The organism is Guggenheimella bovis (assembly GCF_054492335.1).
The window spans coordinates 456026-478293 of the sequence record NZ_JBQWTF010000001.1 but is presented as its reverse complement, the minus strand read 5'-3'; the positions used below and the strand labels follow the sequence as shown (position 1 = coordinate 478293).

Here is a 22268-nt window from a genome sequence, read left to right as displayed (position 1 = left end):
GGAGTTCTTCTTTGTGTTAGGATAATAGTGGAGGGAACTTTGATTTACCTAGATCAAGCAGCGACAAGTTTTTATAAACCACAGTCCGTAAGAGAAGCAGTGTATGAGTCTTTCGATTACATCGCCAATGCATCGCGCGGTGTATCGGACTTAGCATTAAATAGCGAAAGACTTTTCCTAGAGACGAGAATGCTCCTAGGGGAACTCGTCAACGCCAATCCGAAACGCGTCTGCTTTACGATGAATGCGACCGACTCGTTAAATACGATCTTACGTGGGCTATTAAAGCCAACTGAACACGTCATTACGAGTGTCATGGAGCATAATAGCGTCCTTCGTGTGCTCTACGATATCGGTCTAGAGATCTCCTTCCTTCCAATCCTTCCCGATGGAAGTCTGGATCTAACCATCCTTCCAACGCTTTTAAAGCCTCATACGAAGGCCATCGTCTTAACGCATGCAGCAAACCTCACAGGCGTCATTAACCCCATTAAAGAGGTGGGAGTTTTCGCCAAAGAGAAAGGACTTCTCTTTATCGTCGACGCTTCACAGTCTGCAGGGGTTATTCCCATCGACATGGAGGACATGCACATATCGGCTCTTGCTCTTACAGGCCATAAGGGACTCTTTGGCCCTCAAGGCACAGGGGCCTTAGCTCTCGAAAAAGGAATAGAGATCGGGTATTCGAGAGTAGGGGGAAGTGGCATTCAGACCTTTTCTAAGACTCATCCTGAAAAGCTTCCTACAAGGCTCGAAGCAGGAACACAAAATGGTCATGGAATCGCAGGACTTCGTGCCGGTTTACAGTTTATTCAACGTACAGGCGTAGAGGCCATTCATAAGAAAGAAATGGAACTCTATCATGCCTTTTTAGAACCGCTAAGGAAAGAGAAGAATTTGATCTTCTATGGGCTTAAAGAGCCTAAAACGGCTGTGCTTGCCTTAAACCTTAACGGTATTGATTCGGCAGTGCTCAGCGAAAAACTCTTGGAGCGAGGAATCGTTCAGAGAAGTGGTGGACACTGTGCACCGCTTCACCATGAAGCCTTTGGTACCGTCGAACAAGGAATGGTGCGCTTTAGCTTCTCCTACTTCAATGAGTATGAAGACGTCATTAAGGCCAGCGAGGCTTTAATAGATTTATCAAAGGAGTTATTATGAATTTGACGAACAGCAAGTCGAAACTATTCATCTGGGGACTCCTTGCAGGAGCAGTCGCAGTTGTACTCGCTCTTACAGGAAACCCAAAGAACATGGCTATCTGTATTGCCTGCTTCATCCGCGATATCGCAGGAAGCGTAGGAGCACACACAGCCCCAGTCGTTCAGTACTTCCGTCCGGAAATTGTCGGTATCGTTCTCGGTAGCTTCATTCTCTCTAGCGCAACGGGTGAATACCGTGCGATGGGTGGATCTTCAAGCTTCATTCGCTTCATCCTAGGAATGGTCATGATGATCGGTGCTCTCGTATTCTTAGGCTGCCCAACACGTATGGTTATTCGTATGGCTGCTGGTGACTTAAACGCATGGGTAGGACTCATCGGATTCGTTCTCGGCGTACTCACAGGTATCTACTTCTTAAAGCGTGGCTTCAGCCTCGGTAGAAGTAAGCAAAGACCACAAGTTGCTGGTGGAATTCTTCCAACCATCCTCGTGATCGGATTTATCCTTTCTATCACAACCACATGGTTCTTCGTATCGAAGAAGGGACCAGGAAGCTTCCATGCACCTGTCGTTTACTCCATCATCGGTGGTATCCTCTTCGGTATGATCGCACAACGCACACGTATGTGCTTTGCTGGTGGATTCCGCGACCTCTTCCTCTTTAAGAACGTCGACCTCTTAAGCATCCTCGTAGGTATCTTCGTTTCGATGCTCATCTACAACGTAGCAACCAAGAACTTTGCCTTTAAGTTCGATGGAAACCCTGTCGCACACGCTCAACACCTCTGGAACATCCTAGGCCTCTACATCGTAGGCTTCAGTGCAATCCTTCTTGGTGGTTGCCCACTTCGTCAACTCATCCTCGCTGGTCAAGGTAACACAGACTCTGCACTTACATTCTTAGGAATGTTCGTTGGTGCTGCTCTCTGTCACCGCATCGGTCTTGCAGCTGTCGCACAAGACGTTGCTAAAAACGTAGCTGGTGGACCAGGATTAAATGGTAAAATTGCTGTAGGCGTATGTCTTGTCATTCTCTTTGCAGTAGCTATTCTTAAGTCTAAAAAAGGAGTAAAACTTGATTAAATTAGATGCACGCGGACTCTCTTGCCCAGAACCACTCATGATGGTTCAACAGGCAATGAAGCAATCCAACGAACCCATTGAAATCATCGTTAGTGAAGTACACACCAAAAGAAATATCGAAATGTTTGCGAAAGAGCAGGGCAAAGAAGTTACTGCTGTTACTCAAGGCTTCGATATCGTTCTAACGATTAAGTGATGGTTCTCGTTTCCTTTGACACCTCTTTTGATGCACTGCTTTTAGAAAAAGCGTGCAAAAAGCATAGCGTAGAAGGAAAGCTCATTCCCGTACCGAGAGAGGTTTCTAGTGGATGCGGAATGGCTTGGGTAAGTGACGATTCGCTAAAAGAGAAAGTTTTAGAGCTCATCGAACGCTATGAGATTGAGGTAGACAAGGTCTTAGATTATAAGGGATAGCTACTATCCCTGAGGTTATAGAAAAAGAAGGTGTTTTTGAGATCTGATCAAAAGCACCTGCTTTTTTTCTCGAGACAAATTTCCTTGTTTGTCTTCGAAAATTCTATGTAGCGCATAATAAAACCATCATTATGCTAATTGTCTGTGTGTTTTTACTAACTCCAATTGCTATTTACTCCTTCGGTTACTCTTTAGACACCTCTTGGAAATTTACTGATCCTCAGAATGTCACCGTTTACTTATCATCTAATCTTCCATATTATTCTGATGTAAAACTCGCATATGATAACTGGGATTCACTACCTGAGGTAGAAACGTATTGGACAACGAGCTACTACTATCCGAGCGTCGCTATCAGTTATTCTCCGGAGCCATGTCTGTATGATGCTTACGCTATCACAACGAAATACGTTACTGACAAAAAACTGATTACCATATGCCCTAATTTTTTGAATCTTCCATCGATTCAACGAAAAGAGGTTGTTTCTCACGAAATGGGTCATGCATTTGGACTGAACCACTCGAATACTACGCAAGCCATTATGCGAGAAACTGGATTTAATAACAATGCCTACCCTCTTCAAGATGACAAAAACGGCATTGCCGCACTTTACTAAGAAGGAGGAATCAAAGTGAAAAAATGTACAATGTTGCTACTCACAGTCCTATTTTTGGGAATGACTCTAATGGCCTGTGGAAAGTCAAAAGCAGAAAGCAAAGAAATCGTCTTTGACAAAGGGCGTTTCGTCACCTATGAAACAGCCCAGGAGATCCGCGGCAAAAGTGACCTCGTCGTCGAAGTCACAAAAACCGATGAAAGTAGCTGTTCCAGAGAAGAATTCCACGACATCAAGTTCGACTATCTCCTAGCCAAAGTTCGCATCGACAAAATTTTGAAGCCTTCCTCGAAAATCAAACTCGCCGTCGGAGATGTCATCACCGTAAGCGAAGGTCAGTACACCGTAAACAACATCATCCACAACCTTGATAGCTATCGAGTCATGGAGATGGGTCATAAATACCGCCTCTACCTCCTCTACGAATCCGAGGGAAACTTCTTTAAACAGATGGGCGTCCTCCAGGGAAAGCTTCCCTTAGACCCCGAGGAGCCTCTATGGTACGACGGGAAGTCCGCGCCCGCCTTCGAGTCTATCCTGGAAGAACTCCGAAATAACCCATAATAAAAGCACCTTATACGAGAAGGGATAGCTACTATCCCTTTTTTTTGTGGATGAAAAACGAGGTCAATCTTGTTATAATAGACAAGGTATGAATGAAAGATTAGGAAGCTATACAGCTGTAGACGTAGAAACGCCCTCTCGAAGAAACGATACCATCTGTTCGATCGGTATCATTCGCGTAGAGGATGGAAGGATTGAGGAGCGCTTTCGTTCCTTTGTGAATCCCGAAGATCAATTTGATATGGCAAACATCCAGATCCATCACATTACGCCCGACATGGTTCAGGATGCGCCGACGTTTGGTGAGCTGTGGCCAGAGATTCGCCACTTCTTCATCGGGCGTATTGTGATTGCCCACAATGCCGGCTTTGATCTCGGTGTCATTAGAAAAAATCTCCTCCGCTATGGAATCTACGAGATGGAGATGAGTTACTACTGCACCGTACAGCTCGGTAAAAAGGCCTTTCCTCACTTTGATCATCACAACTTAAAGGCGATGACAACTTACCTCGATGTCGAGCTCGATCAGCATCACGATGCCTACTGTGATGCGCTCGCTTGTCAGGGGATCTTCGAATGCATTCAGTCAAAGCTAAGGCTCACAGCAAAAGAACTGAGAACGTATCACTTAAAGACGGAAGAAGTGATGCCACTTGAAGAGGCGTTACTCAAAGAAGCCAAAAGGGATCTAAAAAAAGCACTAGGAAGAGTAAATCTCATCGAGGAACTAAAGGAGTGGCTCTTACGTTATGAGATCTACGAGGATGCCTATCCCATAGGGAACACCATCCTCCTCGTACAAAAGATCTTAGCTGATGGCGTTGTTACAGAAGAAGAACATAGGATATTAGAGCATCATGCTCTGTAAATAAAGGAGATAGCATGGCGAAAAAGAAAGTAAGACAAACACAAGGGAACTTAGGTCTTTTAGCACTTCGTAGTGCTAAGAGCTTAGGAGAGAAGGTCAACGAACACCTCTTAAAGCTTAGAGAAGAGCGAGATGAGTGTTATACGAGAGATGGCGAAAAGGTAGATACCTATTTGATGCCTATAAGCGAGACGCGCTTTTCAAACGGCGAAGGAAAGGTCAAACTAGACGACTCAGCGAGAGGTAGAGATATCTACATTCTTGCAGACGTTGCGAACTATTCCACCACCTACACCATGTATGGAAAAGAAGTCATGATGGGTCCAGACGAGCACTTCATGGACATTAAGAGATCCTTGAGTGCGATTAGCGGTCGCGCAAAGCACGTGACGGTCATCATGCCTTTACTTTACGCGTCAAGACAGCACCGTAAAAAGTCCAGAGAGTCTCTCGACTGTGCCGTTGCACTACAAGACCTCGAGCACCTTGGAGTCGATGAGATCGTAACCTTTGACGCACACGATCCGACCATTCAAAATGCCATTCCACGCATGAGCTTCTTAAACGTCTATCCGACGCTAGACATCTTAAAGCACTTCCTCTCTAGAGAAAAGTGGCTCTTAGATGACTCTGAAAAGCTCATCGTCATTAGCCCTGATACAGGAGCGATGGATAGAGCTATCTACTATGCAGGCGTACTCGGACTCGACGTCGGTCTCTTCTATAAGCGTCGTGACCACAGTCGCATCGTAAACGGAAAGAACCCGATCGTTGCACACGAGTACATCGGTCGAGACATCAAGGGCATGAACGTCCTTATCGTAGACGACATGATCGCAAGTGGTCAGTCGATGCTAGACATTGCAAAAGAACTCAAAGAACGTGGAGCAAAGCACATCTTTGCAGCTTCTACCTTTGCTTTCTTTACAGAAGGAACAGAGAAATTTAAAGAGTACTACGACAAGAAGTACATCGACCGCGTCTTTAGTACGAACCTCAACTATGTACCAGAAGAGATCCAAAATGCTGAGTGGTTCAGCATGGTAGACTTAAGTCTCTTCTTAGCAGAGATCATCGATCAGCTAAACTACAACCACTCCGTATCAAGAGTTCTCGATGCCACAGAAGGTATCCGAGAATTCCTACGTGAGAACGGCTTCGATCCTGACCGACGCACAAAAGAGCTGGAGGGATAAGTGAACATCACTGAAGTCCTTGCCACAGAGCTTTCGATAACGAAGGATCAAGTTGAAAAGACAATTCAATTACTCGATGAAGGGAACACCGTTCCCTTTATCGCTCGTTACCGAAAAGAAGTGACAGGAAACTTAACCGATACCGTCCTTCGAGACTTTGAAACGAGACTCCAATATCTAAGAAACTTAAACGAACGAAGAGCGGACATTCTACGCCTCATGGAGGAGCAAGGGGTACTCACGGAAGAGCTTCAACAAGCTATCGATCAAGCGACGACCCTACAGGCTCTTGAAGATATCTATAGGCCCTTTAAGCCGAAGAAGCGAACACGTGCTACCATCGCAAAAGAAAAGGGCCTAGAGCCCTTAAGTAAGTACCTTTTAGAGTGCCAAAACGAACCGAAGAAGGAAGCCGAAAAGTATCTAACAGAAGATGTTCCAACGGTTGAAGAGGCCTTAGAAGGTGCGATGGACATTATCGCAGAAACCGTGAGCGACAGCTTAGAGTATCGCGTCATCGTTAGAAAAGATATCTACAACAAGGGAACACTCACTTCAAGTGTCATTAAAGAAGATTTCAATCCTACGTATAAGGTCTATGAAGACTTCGAAGAGAAGGTCAAATTTCTTAAGCCTTATCAAGTGTTAGCACTCTTTCGAGCAGAAAAAGAAGGAGAGCTTAAGCTAACGATCAATGCATCCGATGAAGAGAACATCAAACGCATTCTCTTTAAGTTAAGTCCCAAGAAAGAGCACGGATCTTATGAATATCTCTCCTTTGCCGTAGAGGACGCCTATAAGCGCTTACTCTTTCCCTCGGTAGAGACCGAGACGAGAAGTGCCCTAAAAGAGATTGCAGATGAAGAGTCGATCAAGGTCTTTGCAAAGAATCTAGAGCCCTACATCATGCAACCACCTCTCATGGGACACGTCATGATGGGCATCGACCCCGGTTACCGCACGGGTTGTAAGGTAGCCGTCATCGATACCACAGGAAAACTACTCGATTACACCACGATCTATCCGACCAAGCCTCAAGAGCGCATTCGTGAGAGTCAGCTAACCTTAAAGAAGCTCATTGAAAAGCACAATGTTTCGGTCATTAGTATCGGTAATGGAACAGCCTCAAGAGAAACTGAGAAAGTCGTAGCAGACTTAATCGATGAGATGAAACCGAGAGAGATTCACTACGCTATGACGAGTGAATCAGGAGCCTCCATCTACTCTGCATCAAAACTTGCAGAGGAGGAATTCCCGGATCTCGACGTCACCATTAGAGGTGCGATAAGTATCGCTCGCCGCCTTCAAGACCCCATGGCAGAGCTCGTAAAGATCGAGCCCAAGCACATTGGCGTAGGGCAGTATCAGCATGACGTCAACCAAAAGCTATTAAATGAAACGCTCGAGCACGTCGTAGAGAACCTCGTAAACCGCGTAGGTGTCGACGTCAACCGAGCAAGCTTTGCACTCCTTAGCTACGTCTCAGGAATCTCAAAGACCGTCGCAAAGAACTTCGTAAGCTACCGAGAAGAAAACGGAGCCTTCACTTCTAGAAAAGAATTCCTAAAGGTCAAAGGTGTTGGACCTAAGGCCTTCTTACAGTGCGCAGGCTTCCTACGTATCCCTGAGAGTAAAGAAGTCCTTGATAACTCTGCGGTACACCCTGAAAGCTATGAAATTGCGAAAAGACTTCTTGGAAGAGACCTTTCAGCCATCGATTTAAAAGCCGAAGCCACCTCACTAAACATCGGTGAACCGACGCTTCGTGACATTATAGAAGAGCTTAAAAAGCCCGGAAGAGACCCACGTGATGAGATGCCAAAGCCGATCCTACGAAGTGACGTACTGAGTATCGAAGATCTCGAAGTAGGCATGGAACTCACAGGAACCGTTCGTAACGTCGTAGACTTTGGAGCCTTTGTAGACATCGGTGTAAAGAACGACGGACTCGTCCATATCTCAGAACTCTCCGATCGCTATGTAAAGCACCCTGGAGAAGTCGTAACAGTAGGAGATATCGTTAGAGTACGCATTATAAAAATTGAACGTGAACGACAAAAGGTCGGGCTTAGCATGAAAGGCATGAAGTAAGTCTTAAAAAAACTTATTAGAAGCCAGAAACTAAAAAAATTACATTTCCTATTCGAAAAAGTAGAAGAAACGGTCGGTAGACCGTTTCTTCTTATTTGTAAATACAATCGTATTTACCATCTGCAAAGCCACTCTCTAAAACAACTGGAGTGTTTCATATGTTAATTTGTCATATAAAACGTATCTTACATTAAGAGAATTGCTAAAACATCACCGAGAAGAAATATTATAATATTTTGTGTTTATGCAAGCATATTACAACTAATTATGCAATTAGTCTATATAGTTTCCCTTAAAAATATCCATGAAATATTGTCATACAAACTATGATAAGAGGTAATGGTTAGAACAATAACAGTTCCAATAATATGGTACGTATCTTAGAATCAGCAAATAAAATGAAATGCATGATGAAAAGTTGTTTATAACTAGTTGATGTTTTTCACTTAAGGGTATATTATGATAACAAATAATCTATTTTAGGAAGATTCGCCTATGACATTTTTCATCGACTTCACTAGTAGTTTGAAATACCGTGTTCCTCAGCGATTTAAGAACGGCGACTAAACCGCTTTGTTTTGAAATCTGATCGGAGTAAAAAACAATCATGGGGAAGGAGAATACATATGTTTAAAAAAGTAATGACAGAGCTAAAGACCAATGAACTAAAAAGATATCGAATTGTGTGCCTATTGTTACTCATTGCATTTTCATTCACATTTGTAAAGTACTTAGGTGTGAGAGAAGAACAGAGGGTTGAAGAAATAGCAGGTGAGGACTGGATAGTTACAATATGTACATTTGGTTTTGAAGATATCAAAAAAAACGTTAGAGTGAAATTCAAAACCATAAGATCAGATGGCTTTGAGTATATTAATTTGGATGAAAAATATGGTCCCGATGTAGATAACACAGCATATTCAGGTGCGCATGGTTCAGATGGCCCTGATACTTTAATTTTTAGTGGCGATGTGGATGGAGTTCCTATTAAAGAATTCACTTATGTGACTAAACGTAGTGAATATGTATACTTGAGCTTTGATCTAAAAGAAAAAAATAATGAGTATTACTGGGAACGAAGAATCGAGCGCTAATGGCTTTAAAAAGAGGAGTGCATTATGATTAAAAAAATCCGTGAGAATCCCATTTTGATATACAAAATTGTTTGTTTACTGTTAGCTTTCGCACTTGTGCTCTCGGTTGTCGGTATTTTTACTTCAATGAATAGAATCAGTGCACTAAAAAAGGATGTTCATTCTCGTATCCGCGTTCAGTTCAATTTTAGCAAAGGAGACATTAAGAAACCCATGACGTTAAGGATCATCTTGATAGATACTGACGGTAAGGAACGGGTATTGAAAGAAAAAACTTACGGACCAGATGAACAGTATGCATCCTTTTCGGAATTTCTTATTAGAGATGGTGGAGTACTGTTCTTGATTCAAGGCGAGGTCGATGGCGTTCGTATAAAAGATGGCTATGTGAGTACAGTTAATCCTGATTTTATGTGCTATAGTTTTAATTTGAAAGAACAAAACGGGAAATACTATTGGGAAGAGAGAATGTCGAAAGAAAAACTGGACGAATAAACAATGATCAAATTCAAGGATGAGTAGGTATCAATATTTCAAGTAAAGATGTTAGTCAATGCATTTTGGCGAATTGAAATAGAACCATTCTAGTAAGCTCTTAAATAAACAATATCTCCCAAAGTAGACGGTGATCTACCTTGGGAGATTTTTTTGATTCCATCCTTCGATTTTAAATCGTCTCTGTAAGTAGAATCATCTGTACGATGAGTAATGTCGTTAAGATCAAGGCGTAGCGTGAGCTAAAGGCTTCTAGGATGTAGTGTCCTCCGGGGTGGTGCTCATCTCTAAAGCGTGCAATCGCATCTCTTTTTAGGAATAAGAGAACGACGCCTAAGAGAAAGAAGAGGAAGATGATCGTATCGAGTGCACCTTTACCGATGATCGGAAGGAGCGCTGAAAAGAGTACGGTGATTCCAAAGTTATTGATGAAGTGAAAGAGGATGGCGTAGACGAGTCCGTAGCGGTAGGAGATGTAGCCTAGGATGAGGCCTAGGAAGGTTGCAAAGATACCTTGTGGGAGGTTACCGTGGTAGAGTCCAAACAGGATCGCAGAGAGGACGATCGCCCCATAGGGGTTCGCCTTTTCAAGTCTAGCTTGGATGTATCCACGAAAGACGATCTCTTCTATGATGGGAGCGACGAAGCAGGCGTAGACCCACATGACATGGTCGTAATCGACACCTGTAGCTGCATCCACTTGCTCTCGAATCGTTAAGCCAAAGAGTTCAAAGAGCTTATCGAGGTAGAGGCTCGTGAAGTCAAAGATCTGGGAACCCATGATAAAGAGCACGATGAAGAAAAAGAAGGTGCTTCTTTTCATGGGGCTTCTTCTATATCGTTCCTGTAACTCACTAGCACTGTAGTACTCGCTAAAGACGAGCAGAGTTACGATCGTAAACATGCCGATTTCAAGCGAATGGTAGAAGCTTGAAGTGAGGATTCGTTCAAGGTCTGCGGGGGAGTCAAAGTGTGATGTTAAGCTCAGTAGCATTGCGATCGCAAAGCCCATGAGAAAGGTAACAATTTGTATCTTTAAAAGGGCTTTTGTGCCCATGGAAAAGGCGTCTCTTAGTTCTGTGTTTTGTTCCATCGTTCCTCCTATCTATCTTTATCCTAAAGAAAAGACTGGAATCCGTCAATGCATTCCCTGTTTTTCTTGAAATTTCAAGGAAATTTTGATACCATTAGTAGTGAAAGGAGTCATCATGGACGAATTAAAAAAGCTTACAGAATGGGTACAGGAATCACGTCGCATTGTCTTTTTTGGAGGTGCTGGCACCTCAACAGCTGCAGGTATTCCTGACTTTCGAAGTGCCTCTGGCTTATATAACCAGAAAAATGACTTTGGGTATCCTCCGGAGTACCTTTTAAGCCACGATTTTCTCGAGGCCGATCCCGATGGCTTTAGTGATTATTATAAGCACCACCTAATCTTTCCTGATGCTAAGCCAACCGTTCTTCACGAAGTTCTCTATGAGTGGGAAAAGAGCGGAAAACTCTTAGGTATCATTACGCAAAATATTGATGAGCTTCATCAGAAGGCGGGAAATCGACGTGTCGTCGAACTTCACGGCACCTTGAGTGATCACTACTGTACGCGTTGTCATCGTAGATATTCTTTAGAAGAAGCGATGGAGCATGAGAAGGCGATGTACTGTGAAGCGTGTGGTGGCTTTGTTCGTCCACGCGTGACCTTATATGGAGAGTCTCTCGATCAAGAGGCCATTGAAGAAGCCGTCTACATGCTTCGAAATGCCGACCTATTAATCATCGGCGGGACATCGCTCGTCGTCTATCCAGCAGCGGGACTCGTACGCTATTATGGGGGAGAACGCTTGGCAGTCGTGAATCAGCAACGTGTTAAGGTTCACGGCAAGGATGCACTGTTCTTGCAAGAAGACCTAGAAATGGTATTTTCACATTTGAAAGTTGCAAAGTAAAGGAGTATACTAATGAAAACTTTCTTTCTAAGGAGAATTGAATGAAAAAATGGTACATAGTTTTTTTAATCGCTCTTCTCGTCTTGAGTAGTTGTCAAGCACCACAGAATGCGGTTGAAACAAAGGACTCCGTTGTCATTGCTGTACCGCAGGATCCAGACTTTCTAGATCCTCACAAGGCAGCAGCTGCAGGAACCAAGGAGATGATCTTTAACATCTTTGAAGGTCTTCTAAAGCCGACACCTGAAGGAACACTCGTCGACTGTCTCGCTCAGAGCCATGAAGTGAGTGCAGATGGATTAACGTATTCTGCCACACTTCGAGATGGCGTTACTTTCCATAACGGAAAGCCAGTCACAGCAGACGATGTTCTCTACAGCTACAATCGCCTAAAAGAGACGAAAGAGACGCTAAAGGATGTAGAGATTAAGGCCAATGGAAACACCATCGAGTTTGTTCTAAAGACACCGAATGCAGCCTTCTTAGAGGAGCTCTCATTAGCTATCCTCTGTAAGGACCTTTCAGATGAAGAACAAAATAAGAGCCCTGTAGGAACAGGTCCTTATAAGTTCGTTTCTTATGAACCAACACAATCTTTAAAGCTCACTCGAAACGATTCCTACTGGAATAAGGAAAAGCTTCCAAAAATCAAGGATGCTGAGTTTAGAATCTTTAGCGATGCGAATACGGCCTTTACTTCATTAAAGAGTGGTGAAGTAGACCTCTATCCACGCATTACGCCAGAGCAACTGAAGATGATTGGAGAAGATCTTCAGTCGATCGAAAGCCCACAGAACTTGATTCAATTTTTAGGTTATAATTTAAAGGATCCTATCTTAAGTAAGCCAGAAGTAAGAGCAGCACTAAACGCTTGTCTCGACCGCGATCAAATTATTAAGCGTGTGGCTGATGGTCAAGGTACAGCGATTCAATCCAACATGAGTCCTGTCATGAAGTTCTGGTACAAAGAAGGACTTAAAAATCCGAACGAAAAGAACATTGAAGAAGCTAAGAAACTTCTAGAAAAAGCAGGTCTAAAAGACGGCTTTGAGCTTACGATTACGACGCCATCCAACTATGAGTTCCACGTAAAGACGGCTGAAGTCGTCGTAGAGCAGTTAAAGGCGATCGGTGTCAATGCTAAAGTCGAACAAGTGGAATGGAGCGTTTGGCTCGACCGCGTCTTTACAAAGCGCGAATTCCAATCGACGATCATCGCTTTCGATGGTAAGCTTGACCCGAACTCTTTCTTGGCGTATTATCAATCTGAATATGCACGAAACTTCTTTAACTACAAGAATGATAAGCTCGACACCTTGCTGAAGGAAGGCCTTTTAGAACAGGATCAGAACAAGCGTCAAGCAATCTATCAAGAAGCCCAAGCAATTCTCGTAGAGGATCCTCCAGCATACTACATCATGGATCCAAACTACATTGTTGCCATGAGTAAATCTCTCAAAGGATATACGACGTATCCGATCTACGTTCAAGACCTTTCTGTACTCTATTTCGAATAGGCAAATGCTCGAAGCATTTGCCTTTTTTTAGGAGCCTATGAAAAAGTATTTTTTAAACAAGCTCTTTATGGCCTTTATGACGCTCGTTTTCGTAAGTCTCATCACGTTTTTTGTCTTTGAGATCATTCCTGGAAACGCAGCGATTTCAAGGTTAGGCATGAATGCGACGCCAGAGCAGATTAAAGAACTCGAAGAAAAGATGGGTGTGAATGATCCAATCTTTACGCGCTTCTTTCGCTGGAGCGTAAATACCTTAAAAGGAGACCTAGGAACGTCGATGCGTTTTGATGAGCCCGTAAGTGCTCTCATTTCAAAGCGCTTTTTAGTGACGACGGAGCTCCTTGTCATCACACTCCTTCTTACGATCATCGTGGGTGTACCGCTTTCGATCTATATTGCAAAGCACAGAAAAGAAGCGGGAGGCTTTATCGTAAGTGCACTGAGTCAAGTGGGGATGGCGATCCCTACCTTTTGGCTCGGTATTCTCATTACGATCTTCTTTGGACTCACGCTTCGCTTTTTCGTTCCAAGTCGCTTCATTTCAATGAGTGAGAACTTCATCGGAGGACTTCGCTATCTCTTTTTTGCGGCCCTTTCGATGGCCGTTCCACGCATCGCTGTTCTCATGCGCTACTTTGGAAACGCCCTCATGGATGAGATGAAAAAGCCTTACATTCGAACGGCTCTATCAAAGGGAGTCGACCGCAAACGCATTATGAAAAAGCACGTCATAAAAAATGCGCTCATTCCGATGCTCGCGGTCCTCGGTATGATGGTTGCAGATATCCTAGGTTCGATCGTCATCGTAGAGCAGATCTTTAACATCCCAGGCCTCGGTAAGCTTCTCATCTCAGCTATCTCTGGTAGAGATCTGCCGCTCGTTCAGGGCATCGTCCTCTACATTACCTTTATCGTCATCCTCGTTCACGTCGTCTTAGACTTCGTCTATCAGCTCGTCGATCCGAGAATCCGTTCGGAGGTCAAACAGTGAATAAACACGTATATATCGTCATCGGATCCATTCTCATTGGACTGCTCTTATTCATGTGTCTTTTAAGCTTCGTTTGGCTTCCTTATCCACCCAATGACGAGGTGGCAGAGAAGTATCTTCCTCCGAGTGGTGATCACTGGTTTGGCACAGATGACCTCGGAAGAGACTTACTGAGTCGCGTGCTCGTAGGAAGTCGAAATGTCTTTTACGTAGGAATGATCTCCGTTTCCATTGGACTTGTAGGAGGCATCTTGATCGGTGGCATTGCAGGCTTTTTAGGTGGTGCCGTAGATAGCGTACTCATGCTCATCATGGATGCTTTTATGAGCTTTCCAGGGATTCTCTTTGCCCTCATGTACGTGGCCGTCTTCGGTTACGGAATAAAAAATACGGTCATCGCTTTAGGAATTATGGCGATCCCCGTCTTTTCGCGTATTACTCGCACGGGCTTTCTCCAAGAGCGTCAGAAGCTCTATGTAAAGCTCGCTCAAAGCGTAGGGGTTGGAAGACTTCGCATCATGTTTGTACATATTCTTCCAAACATCATGACGCAGCTAACCGTTGCCGTCACCATGGGCTTTGCTTCAGCCATTCTAAACGAAGCGGGATTAAGTTATCTCGGTCTCGGCGTTCAGCCACCAGACCCTAGTTGGGGAAGAATGCTTAAAGAAAGTCAAAATGTCTTTGTCTTAGCTCCTCACTATGCGCTCATTCCTGGACTTATGATCACCCTAGCCGTTCTCGGCTTCAACCTCTTTGGCGATGGAATTCGCGATCTAAAGGAGTACCGATGAGTTTACTCACAGCAAAAAATCTTCAGATTTCATTCCTCACACCAACGGAGAAACTTCCTGCCGTCGTAGGCGTCGATGTTTGTATCGAAGAAGGCGAGATCATGGGACTCGTAGGGGAAAGCGGTTCGGGAAAGAGTATCTTAAGCCTATCTCTCATGGACCTTGTAAATGAGACGACGGAAGTCACTTACGATTCTCGCGTCTTTTTAGGGAAAGAAGTGAAGGACATGGCACCTCTTCGCGGTAAAGAAATTTCCATGATCTTTCAGGAACCCATGAGTGCCTTAAATCCTCTCATGAAGATCGGTAAGCAGATTGAAGAGGTCTTAGAAGTTCATCACTATGAAGGGGACTTAAAAAAGCGAGTGTTAGAGGTCATGGAAGAAGTAGGGCTTCCTCGAGTCGAAGCCATCTACGATAGCTATCCTCATGAGCTCTCGGGTGGCCTCTTACAACGTGCGATGATCGCGATGGCTGTCATTTTGCGACCCAAACTCATCATCGCCGATGAACCGACGACCGCGCTCGACGTTCAAAATCAGGATCAGATTATTCGCCTCATGAGAAAGCTTCACGATACACTCGGCGTTTCGATCCTCTTTATCTCTCATAATCTAAGCATCGTAAAGAGCCTCTGTGACCGCGTGACTGTCCTTTACCTCGGCATGGTCATGGAAAGCGCAGAGACCTTAGAACTCATTAAAAATCCGTTACACCCATACACCTTGGGTCTCATTCGTTCGGTAGCAGAGCCTTCAAAGAAACCGAATCCGCTCTATGCCATTCCTGGAAGAGTTCCTGCTCTTAATGAAAGACCAAAAGGTTGTCCCTTTAGTCCACGCTGTGAGTGGGCAAAGGAGAAGTGCTTTGAAGAACTGCCTCCTCTTAGAGAGGAGAAGGGAAGAAAGGTTCGCTGCTTTTATCCCTTGGACCTTGAGGAGAAGTAATGTTATTAGAAGTCAAGGATCTAACCAAAGAATTTACCATCAGTTCGAAGGGACTGTTTGAAAAACCGAAGAAATTTTTAGCCGTTGACCACGTGACCTTTCAGATTAAAGAAGCCAAGACATTCGGTCTCGTAGGAGAGAGTGGATCGGGTAAGAGCACCATCTCCAACATGATCGCAGGCATTTTAAAGCCTACGAGTGGTGAGATTCTCTACGAGGGAGTCGACATCTTAAAGGTCTCTGGAAAGCAAAGTAAGGAGATCGACCGGAACATTCAGATGGTCTTTCAGGACCCTTATAATGCCCTGAATCCCTCGAAAAAGATCGGCTGGATTGTAGAGGAACCGCTTCGCGTCTACGGAGAGACCAACCGAAGAGAAAAGGTTCTAGATCTCTTAAGTGAAGTCGGTCTCGATGAATCGATCTTAGATCGCTATCCCCATGAGCTTTCTGGTGGTCAGCGTCAGCGCGTCGTCATCATGACAGCGATCATCTTAAAGCCAAAGCTCGTCATCTTAGATGAAGCGGTAAGTGCGCTCGATGTGAGCATTCAAGCCCAGATTTTAAACCTCTTAAAAGAGCTACAGAGAAAGTATAAGCTTTCCTATCTCTTTATTAGTCACGATCTACAAGTGGTCGAGTACATGAGCGATGCCATTGCTGTTCTTAAAAATGGTCGCATTGTTGAGCTCGCTTCTGCAAAGGAACTCAATGAAGACCCGATCCACCCTTATACGCAGAGTCTCCTTGCTAAGGCACCTATGCTCGATGTGAAGGAACGCTTTCAGATGGATACGAAGCCTTATGAAAACCTCTGTAGAGGCGTAGAGGGAACGACGCTTTATAAAGAGGCGCACTACGTCCTCTGTGATGAAGTATAAGATTATTCATTAGCTTTCCGGGTAGGAAAGGTGTAGGAGGTCGGTATGAAAAATATGAATGGTGCCATCGTTGGCGTTGGCGTATTTGCAGTCGTTTTTGTACTCTCAGTTCTCTTCTTTGGCGCAGCCTACGATACCGTAACGGGAGGGGAACCTCTATAGGCCTTTGAAACACTCATCATTTCTCTGAGTGTTTTTTTCTTATTGGTTGACTTGCCCCCCTCCATTCGTTATACTTTTAGTAGCAGTGATGATTGGAAGAGTAGGCGATTTAAAGGCCTCTAGAGAGTCCGCGTCGGTGGAAAGCGGATGGCTGGAGTCGACTGAAGAACACCCATGAACTGAAACCGGATCATACACGTTACGTATTTTGAGACCTAATGAGGGTGGCACCACGGCATTCGTCCCTCTCCCTTTGGGTCTTTTTTATTTTAAGGAGGACGTTTTGAAACGCACAGAAATTATCGATTTATTTAGAACACAAGAGGCACGAGAGATTTCCGTAAGTGGTTGGATTCGTACCAATCGCCACTCCGCACAAATTGGCTTTATCGAGCTCAATGATGGATCGAGCTTCTTAAATCTTCAAGTCGTCTATGAAGCGTCTTTACCTAACTTTGACGAAGTAAGTCGCTACAGCATTTCTTCGAGCATTGAAATTGTCGGGGATCTCATTTTAACCCCTGAAAATAAGCAACCCTTTGAGCTTCATGCAAAAGAGATCAAGCTTCTAGGTGAAGCCGATAAAGAGTATCCACTTCAAAAGAAGCGCCATAGCTTTGAGTACCTTCGTACGCAGTTAACGCTTCGTCCAAGGACCAACACCTTTATGGCTGTCTTTCGCGTAAGAAGTATCCTCGCTATGACCATTCACGAGTTCTTCCAAAAGGAAGGCTTCGTCTACATTCATACGCCTATTCTTACGGGTAACGATGCCGAGGGCGCAGGTGAGATGTTCCAAGTGACAACGCTCGACATGAAGAATATCCCACGCACGGAGGAAGGCCATATCGACTATTCCAAAGAGCTCTTTGGAAAGAAGATGGGTCTTACCGTAAGTGGACAGCTCGCTGTAGAGCCTTTCGCTCATAGCTTTGGTAAGGTCTATACCTTTGGACCGACCTTCCGTGCAGAGAACTCCAACACGCTGCGTCATGCCAACGAATTCTGGATGATCGAGCCTGAGATGAGTTTCTGCGATCTCGACATGGACATGGATGTCATCGAACGAATGCTTAAGTACATTATCCGTGAGACCATGGAACGTGCTCCACAGGAAATGGCATTCTTAAACGAACGCATCGATCCTACGCTCATCGAGCGCTTAGAGCTCGTCGTAAATACCCCCTTTAAGCGCATGACGTATACCGAAGCGATCGAGGTCTTAAAGGCCAGTGGTGAAGCGTTTGAATACGCACCGGAATGGGGCAAGGAGATTCAGACGGAGCACGAGAAGTACTTAGCTGGCGTCTATGCGAAGGGTCCAGTCTTTGTGACCGATTATCCGAAAGACGTCAAGGCCTTCTACATGAAACAAAACCCGGATGGACGCACGGTCCGCGCCGTCGACCTCTTGGTTCCACAAATTGGTGAAATTGTCGGTGGTTCACAGCGTGAAGACGACTATGAAGTCTTAAAGCGTGAGATCCTAGCACGTGGCATGGAATTAAGTGGCTACGAGTGGTACTTAGACCTTCGCCGCTACGGTACGACCGTTCATTCCGGCTTCGGCTTAGGTTTCGAGCGTGCCGTTCAATATATCACCGGCATGAGTAACATCAGAGACGTTCAGGCTTATCCTCGAACACCAAAGAGTGCGGAGTTTTAAATGCGTATAGGCGTCATCGGTGCAGGGAAAATGGGAACCAACTTGGCCTTAAATCTTCGTGATAATGGCCATACGGTTCATATCTATAACCGCTCAAAAGAAAGACTTGAGGCCGATGAGCTTCGAGAGTTCCATCGCTTTAGTGATCTGGAGCTCTTTTTGGCGAGCATGGAAGGCCCTCGCATCATTTGGATCGTGATCCCTGGAGGGGCCCTCACGTCACTCATTGAAACGATGCTACCGCTTCTTAAAAAGGGAGACATCCTAGTAGACTATTCCAATTCACACTACCGCGTTACGAAGGAGCGTGCAGCTCGCTTAAAGGAAAAGGGCATCGGTTTTATCGATGTCGGTTTCTGCGGAGCGCTAAATGGAGCACGAGAAGGCGCTTGCTTTGCCGTAGGTGGTGAAGAGAGCGATGTGAAGCAGGTGGAGCGAGCGTTCGTAAGTATCGCAAGCGAAGGTGGCTATGCTCACATCGGAAAAAGTGGCATGGGTCACTACATTAAGATGGTCCATAATGGCATCGAATACGCCATGATGCAGGCCATCGGAGAAGGCTTTAGCTTACTCGAAGCGAGCGAAGAGCCGATCGATCTCAACGTATTAAGTGGCGTATGGAACAGTGGTGCCATGATCAGTGGCACGCTCATGGGACTCACTCATGAGATCTTAGAAAACGGTGAACTTGAAGAAGTAGAGGGAATCGTCGATACCTCAGGAGAGGCGAGCTATGCACTCCTCGAGAGCATCGAAAAGCACATCAGTATTCCAGCTATTTCCGCAAGCTTATATACTCGCTTTAAATCGCAGGATGAGGAGCGAACGACCGAAAAACTCGTGTCTGTACTACGTGGAAAATTTGGCGGACACAAAATCTACTTAAGAGGGAAAAAATGAAGAAAATACTTGTTACTGGAGGAACCGGGCAAATTGGTTCGGAAATTGTCGTAAGACTGCGTGAACTCTACGGAAAAGACAATGTCGTCAATTCCGCCATTACGCCTAGACCAGAGTGGGACGATGGACCATACCTTACACTCGACGTAACCGATAAGATGGCTTTCTATGAAGCAACCAAGTCGAATGGCGTCGACTCCATCATTCACCTCGCAGCACTTCTTTCTGCTACAGGAGAAAAGAATCCTCAAGCACTATGGGCTATCAACATGGGTGGACTCTATAATGCACTAGAAATTGCCCGCGAGAACGAACTTCACATGTTCTGCCCTTCGTCGATTGCTTGCTTTGGACCGACGACACCTTTTGATAACACACCTCAAGACACGATTCAAAGACCGACGACCATCTACGGCGTATCGAAAGTAGCTGGAGAACTACTTCTCGATTACTACCACAAGAAATTTGGCGTCGATACACGCGGCGTTCGCTACCCTGGAATCATCTCTCATAAGACACTTCCCGGCGGTGGAACGACAGACTATGCCGTACACATTTACTTTGATGCGGTTAAGAAGGGAAGCTACGCTTCTTACATCGCAAAGGATACATACATGGACATGATGTACATGCCAGATGCGGTAGAGTGCATCATTAATCTCATGGAAGCAGATCCAAGTAAGCTAAAGCACAGAAATGCCTTTAACGTTTCTGCCATGAGTATTGAACCCGAGATGATCGCAGCAGAAATTCGTAAGCACATTCCAGACTTTAAGCTAACTTACGACGTAGATCCCGTTCGTCAAAGCATCGCAGAAAGCTGGCCCAATAGCTTAGATACGAGTGCTGCGCGCGAAGAATGGGGATTTAAGCCCATGTATGACTTAGCCAAAATGACCAAGGATATGATCGAAGAAATCCGCAAAAAATAGGAGGTACCATGAACTTGACCTTTGATAAGCTCCCCACAATGCCCGCCTTCGAAGAGGGTATTCGAAGAGCTCCACGAAGGACGTCTGAGTTAACAGAAGCTGATAAAGAGCTAGCCGTTAAGAATGCCCTTCGCTACATCCCCAATGAATTTCATGAAGAAATGCGTAAGGAATTCATGGCAGAGCTCGAAGAGCATGGCCGTATCTACGGTTATCGTTTCCGCCCGGAAGGTCGCCTTTACGGAAAACCTATCATGGAGTATCCGGGAAAGACGTTAGAAGCCAAGGCCATCCAGGTGATGATCGATAACAACTTAGACTTCGAAGTGGCACTTTATCCGTATGAACTCGTAACGTATGGTGAGACGGGACAGATCTTTCAAAACTGGATGCAATACCGTTTAGTGAAGGAATATTTAAAAGTCCTTGAAGAGGATGAAACGCTCGTTCTCTTTAGCGGACATCCACTAGGAATCTTTAAGTCCCACAAGGAAGCTCCGAGACTCATGATCTCAAACGGACTCATGGTAGGTCTCTACGATGACCCCATGCACTTTAACCGTGCAGCCGCTCTCGGTGTCGCAAACTACGGCCAGATGACGGCAGGTGGCATGATGTACATTGGGCCCCAGGGAATCGTTCATGGAACGTATAACACGCTCTTAAACGCTTCTCGCATTCAAATTGAAGGTCAAGAAGATATGCGTGGTGTGTTCTTCATCACGAGTGGCTTAGGAGGCATGAGCGGTGCACAAGGTAAAGCCGTGAAGATTGCTGGTGGTGTAGGTATCGTCGCTGAAGTCGACTACTCCCGCATCGAAACGCGCTTAAAGCAAGGCTGGATCGACCTCAGTACCGATAGCTTAGAAGAAGCCGTGTCCCTCGCACTAGAAAAGAAAGAGAAGAAGGAATCGATCGCCATCGCTTACCACGGTAACGTTGTCGATCTTCTCGAGTATGTCGATGAAAAGAACATCAAAGTTGAACTATTAAGTGATCAGACGAGCTGTCACGTGCCTTATGAAGGAGGATACTGTCCTCAAGGAATTACCTTCGAAGAGCGCACAGAGCTTTTAGATAGAGATCCTGAACACTTTAGAGAACTCGTAGATGAATCCCTAAAGCGTCACTTTAATGTCTTAAAACGCCTTACAGGAAAAGGCTCTTACTTCTTTGACTACGGCAACGCCTTTATGAAGGCCGTCTGTGATGCTGGAGAAAAAGCCATCTGTAAAAATGGAGTCGATGAAAGCCAAGGTTTCATCTGGCCAAGCTATGTTGAAGACATCATGGGACCACTCCTTTTCGACTACGGTTATGGACCGTTCCGCTGGGTGTGCCTATCCGGTAAGCCAGAAGATCTCGATAAGACCGACAAGGCTGCCATGGAGATGATTGATAAAGACAGACGCTATCAAGACTACGACAACTGGGCTTGGATCAGGGATGCCAAGAAGAACGAGCTCGTCGTAGGAACACAGGCGAGAATTCTCTATTCCGACGAAGTTGGTCGCATGAATATCGCACTTAAATTCAACGAACTCGTCCGTAAAGGAGAGATCGGTCCTGTTATGCTCGGTAGAGACCACCACGACACAGGTGGAACCGATTCGCCCTTTAGAGAGACTGCAAATATCTACGACGGATCGAATGTCATGGCAGATATGGCCATTCAAAGCTTCGCAGGTAATGCTGCGAGAGGCATGACCATGTGTGCACTCCATAACGGTGGTGGCGTAGGCGTAGGTAAGAGCATTAACGGTGGTTTCGGTCTCGTACTAGATGGCTCAGAACGCGTCGATACGATCATTCGCCGTGCGATGAGCTGGGACGTCATGGTAGGCGTTGCCAGAAGAAACTGGGCGAGAAATGAACACGCCATGGAAACCGTCATGAAGTTTAATGAAGAACAACGTGGAAACGTGACTGTACCATATATAGGAGAATAAA

22 protein-coding genes are annotated in these 22268 nt (G+C 45.1%); 21 read left to right on the top strand and 1 reads right to left on the bottom strand.

Annotated elements, in window-relative coordinates:
- Positions 1–39: 39 nt before the first annotated feature.
- The 11 genes from ACUB3H_RS02495 to ACUB3H_RS02445 all read left to right on the top strand — a co-directional run bounded on the left by ACUB3H_RS02495 (position 40) and on the right by ACUB3H_RS02445 (position 9585).
- Positions 40–1161: an aminotransferase class V-fold PLP-dependent enzyme gene (locus ACUB3H_RS02495; RefSeq protein WP_459129072.1), complete on the top strand. Its 1122-nt coding sequence runs from the start codon at positions 40–42 to the stop codon at positions 1159–1161.
- Positions 1158–2246, top strand: coding sequence for a YedE family putative selenium transporter (gene yedE, locus ACUB3H_RS02490; protein WP_459129071.1), 1089 nt, complete (start codon positions 1158–1160; stop codon positions 2244–2246). The genes ACUB3H_RS02495 and yedE overlap by 4 nt, the downstream gene beginning before the upstream one ends.
- A complete protein-coding gene (locus ACUB3H_RS02485; RefSeq protein WP_459129070.1) occupies positions 2239–2442 on the top strand; it encodes a sulfurtransferase TusA family protein in 204 nt (67 codons plus the stop codon). Before yedE ends, ACUB3H_RS02485 begins: the two co-directional genes overlap by 8 nt.
- The gene (locus ACUB3H_RS02480) at positions 2442–2660 is read left to right on the top strand and encodes a putative Se/S carrier protein (protein WP_459129069.1); all 219 of its coding nucleotides are present in this window, start codon (positions 2442–2444) and stop codon (positions 2658–2660) included. The genes ACUB3H_RS02485 and ACUB3H_RS02480 overlap by 1 nt, the downstream gene beginning before the upstream one ends.
- Before the next feature lie 131 nt (positions 2661–2791).
- On the top strand, positions 2792–3277 hold the full coding sequence (locus ACUB3H_RS02475) for a matrixin family metalloprotease (protein WP_459129068.1): 486 nt from the start codon (positions 2792–2794) through the stop codon (positions 3275–3277).
- A gap of 15 nt (positions 3278–3292) precedes the next feature.
- Positions 3293–3841, top strand: coding sequence for a hypothetical protein (locus ACUB3H_RS02470; protein WP_459129067.1), 549 nt, complete (start codon positions 3293–3295; stop codon positions 3839–3841).
- A gap of 88 nt (positions 3842–3929) precedes the next feature.
- The gene (locus ACUB3H_RS02465; RefSeq protein ID WP_459129066.1) at positions 3930–4709 is read left to right on the top strand and encodes a 3'-5' exonuclease; all 780 of its coding nucleotides are present in this window, start codon (positions 3930–3932) and stop codon (positions 4707–4709) included.
- Between the two features lie 14 nt (positions 4710–4723).
- Positions 4724–5905: a ribose-phosphate pyrophosphokinase gene (locus ACUB3H_RS02460; protein WP_459129065.1), complete on the top strand. Its 1182-nt coding sequence runs from the start codon at positions 4724–4726 to the stop codon at positions 5903–5905.
- On the top strand, positions 5906–7996 hold the full coding sequence (locus ACUB3H_RS02455; protein WP_459129064.1) for a Tex family protein: 2091 nt from the start codon (positions 5906–5908) through the stop codon (positions 7994–7996).
- A gap of 626 nt (positions 7997–8622) precedes the next feature.
- On the top strand, positions 8623–9090 hold the full coding sequence (locus ACUB3H_RS02450; RefSeq protein WP_459129063.1) for a hypothetical protein: 468 nt from the start codon (positions 8623–8625) through the stop codon (positions 9088–9090).
- Between the two features lie 24 nt (positions 9091–9114).
- Positions 9115–9585, top strand: coding sequence for a hypothetical protein (locus ACUB3H_RS02445; protein ID WP_459129062.1), 471 nt, complete (start codon positions 9115–9117; stop codon positions 9583–9585).
- 172 nt (positions 9586–9757) lie between these two features.
- Here the strand turns inward: ACUB3H_RS02445 and ACUB3H_RS02440 are convergent, their stop codons facing one another.
- Entirely contained in the window at positions 9758–10678 is a 921-nt protein-coding gene (locus tag ACUB3H_RS02440) for a CPBP family intramembrane glutamic endopeptidase (RefSeq protein WP_459129061.1), read from the bottom strand.
- Between the two features lie 115 nt (positions 10679–10793).
- On the opposite strand from ACUB3H_RS02440, the gene ACUB3H_RS02435 reads away from it, so the two are divergent.
- The 10 genes from ACUB3H_RS02435 to ACUB3H_RS02390 all read left to right on the top strand — a co-directional run bounded on the left by ACUB3H_RS02435 (position 10794) and on the right by ACUB3H_RS02390 (position 22267).
- The gene (locus tag ACUB3H_RS02435) at positions 10794–11528 is read left to right on the top strand and encodes an NAD-dependent protein deacylase (protein ID WP_459129060.1); all 735 of its coding nucleotides are present in this window, start codon (positions 10794–10796) and stop codon (positions 11526–11528) included.
- Positions 11529–11569: 41 nt separating this feature from the next.
- On the top strand, positions 11570–13045 hold the full coding sequence (locus tag ACUB3H_RS02430) for an ABC transporter substrate-binding protein (protein WP_459129059.1): 1476 nt from the start codon (positions 11570–11572) through the stop codon (positions 13043–13045).
- Between the two features lie 37 nt (positions 13046–13082).
- Entirely contained in the window at positions 13083–14036 is a 954-nt protein-coding gene (locus ACUB3H_RS02425) for an ABC transporter permease (RefSeq protein WP_459129058.1), read from the top strand.
- Entirely contained in the window at positions 14033–14830 is a 798-nt protein-coding gene (locus ACUB3H_RS02420) for an ABC transporter permease (RefSeq protein WP_459129057.1), read from the top strand. Before ACUB3H_RS02425 ends, ACUB3H_RS02420 begins: the two co-directional genes overlap by 4 nt.
- The gene (locus ACUB3H_RS02415) at positions 14827–15777 is read left to right on the top strand and encodes an ABC transporter ATP-binding protein (RefSeq protein WP_459129056.1); all 951 of its coding nucleotides are present in this window, start codon (positions 14827–14829) and stop codon (positions 15775–15777) included. Before ACUB3H_RS02420 ends, ACUB3H_RS02415 begins: the two co-directional genes overlap by 4 nt.
- Positions 15777–16658: an ATP-binding cassette domain-containing protein gene (locus tag ACUB3H_RS02410; protein WP_459129055.1), complete on the top strand. Its 882-nt coding sequence runs from the start codon at positions 15777–15779 to the stop codon at positions 16656–16658. Before ACUB3H_RS02415 ends, ACUB3H_RS02410 begins: the two co-directional genes overlap by 1 nt.
- A 445-nt stretch (positions 16659–17103) precedes the next feature.
- Positions 17104–18486 carry an asparagine--tRNA ligase gene (gene asnS / locus ACUB3H_RS02405; protein WP_459129054.1) on the top strand — a complete coding sequence of 461 codons (1383 nt, stop codon included), beginning with the start codon at positions 17104–17106 and terminating at the stop codon, positions 18484–18486.
- Positions 18487–19386, top strand: a complete 900-nt coding sequence (locus ACUB3H_RS02400) for an NADP-dependent phosphogluconate dehydrogenase (protein WP_459129053.1) — start codon at positions 18487–18489, stop codon at positions 19384–19386. It begins immediately after the preceding gene.
- Complete coding sequence (locus tag ACUB3H_RS02395; RefSeq protein WP_459129052.1) at positions 19383–20318, top strand: NAD-dependent epimerase/dehydratase family protein; 936 nt, start codon at positions 19383–19385, stop codon at positions 20316–20318. The genes ACUB3H_RS02400 and ACUB3H_RS02395 overlap by 4 nt, the downstream gene beginning before the upstream one ends.
- An 8-nt stretch (positions 20319–20326) precedes the next feature.
- A complete protein-coding gene (locus ACUB3H_RS02390) occupies positions 20327–22267 on the top strand; it encodes a urocanate hydratase (RefSeq protein WP_459129051.1) in 1941 nt (646 codons plus the stop codon).
- The last annotated feature ends 1 nt before the right edge of the window (position 22268 follow it).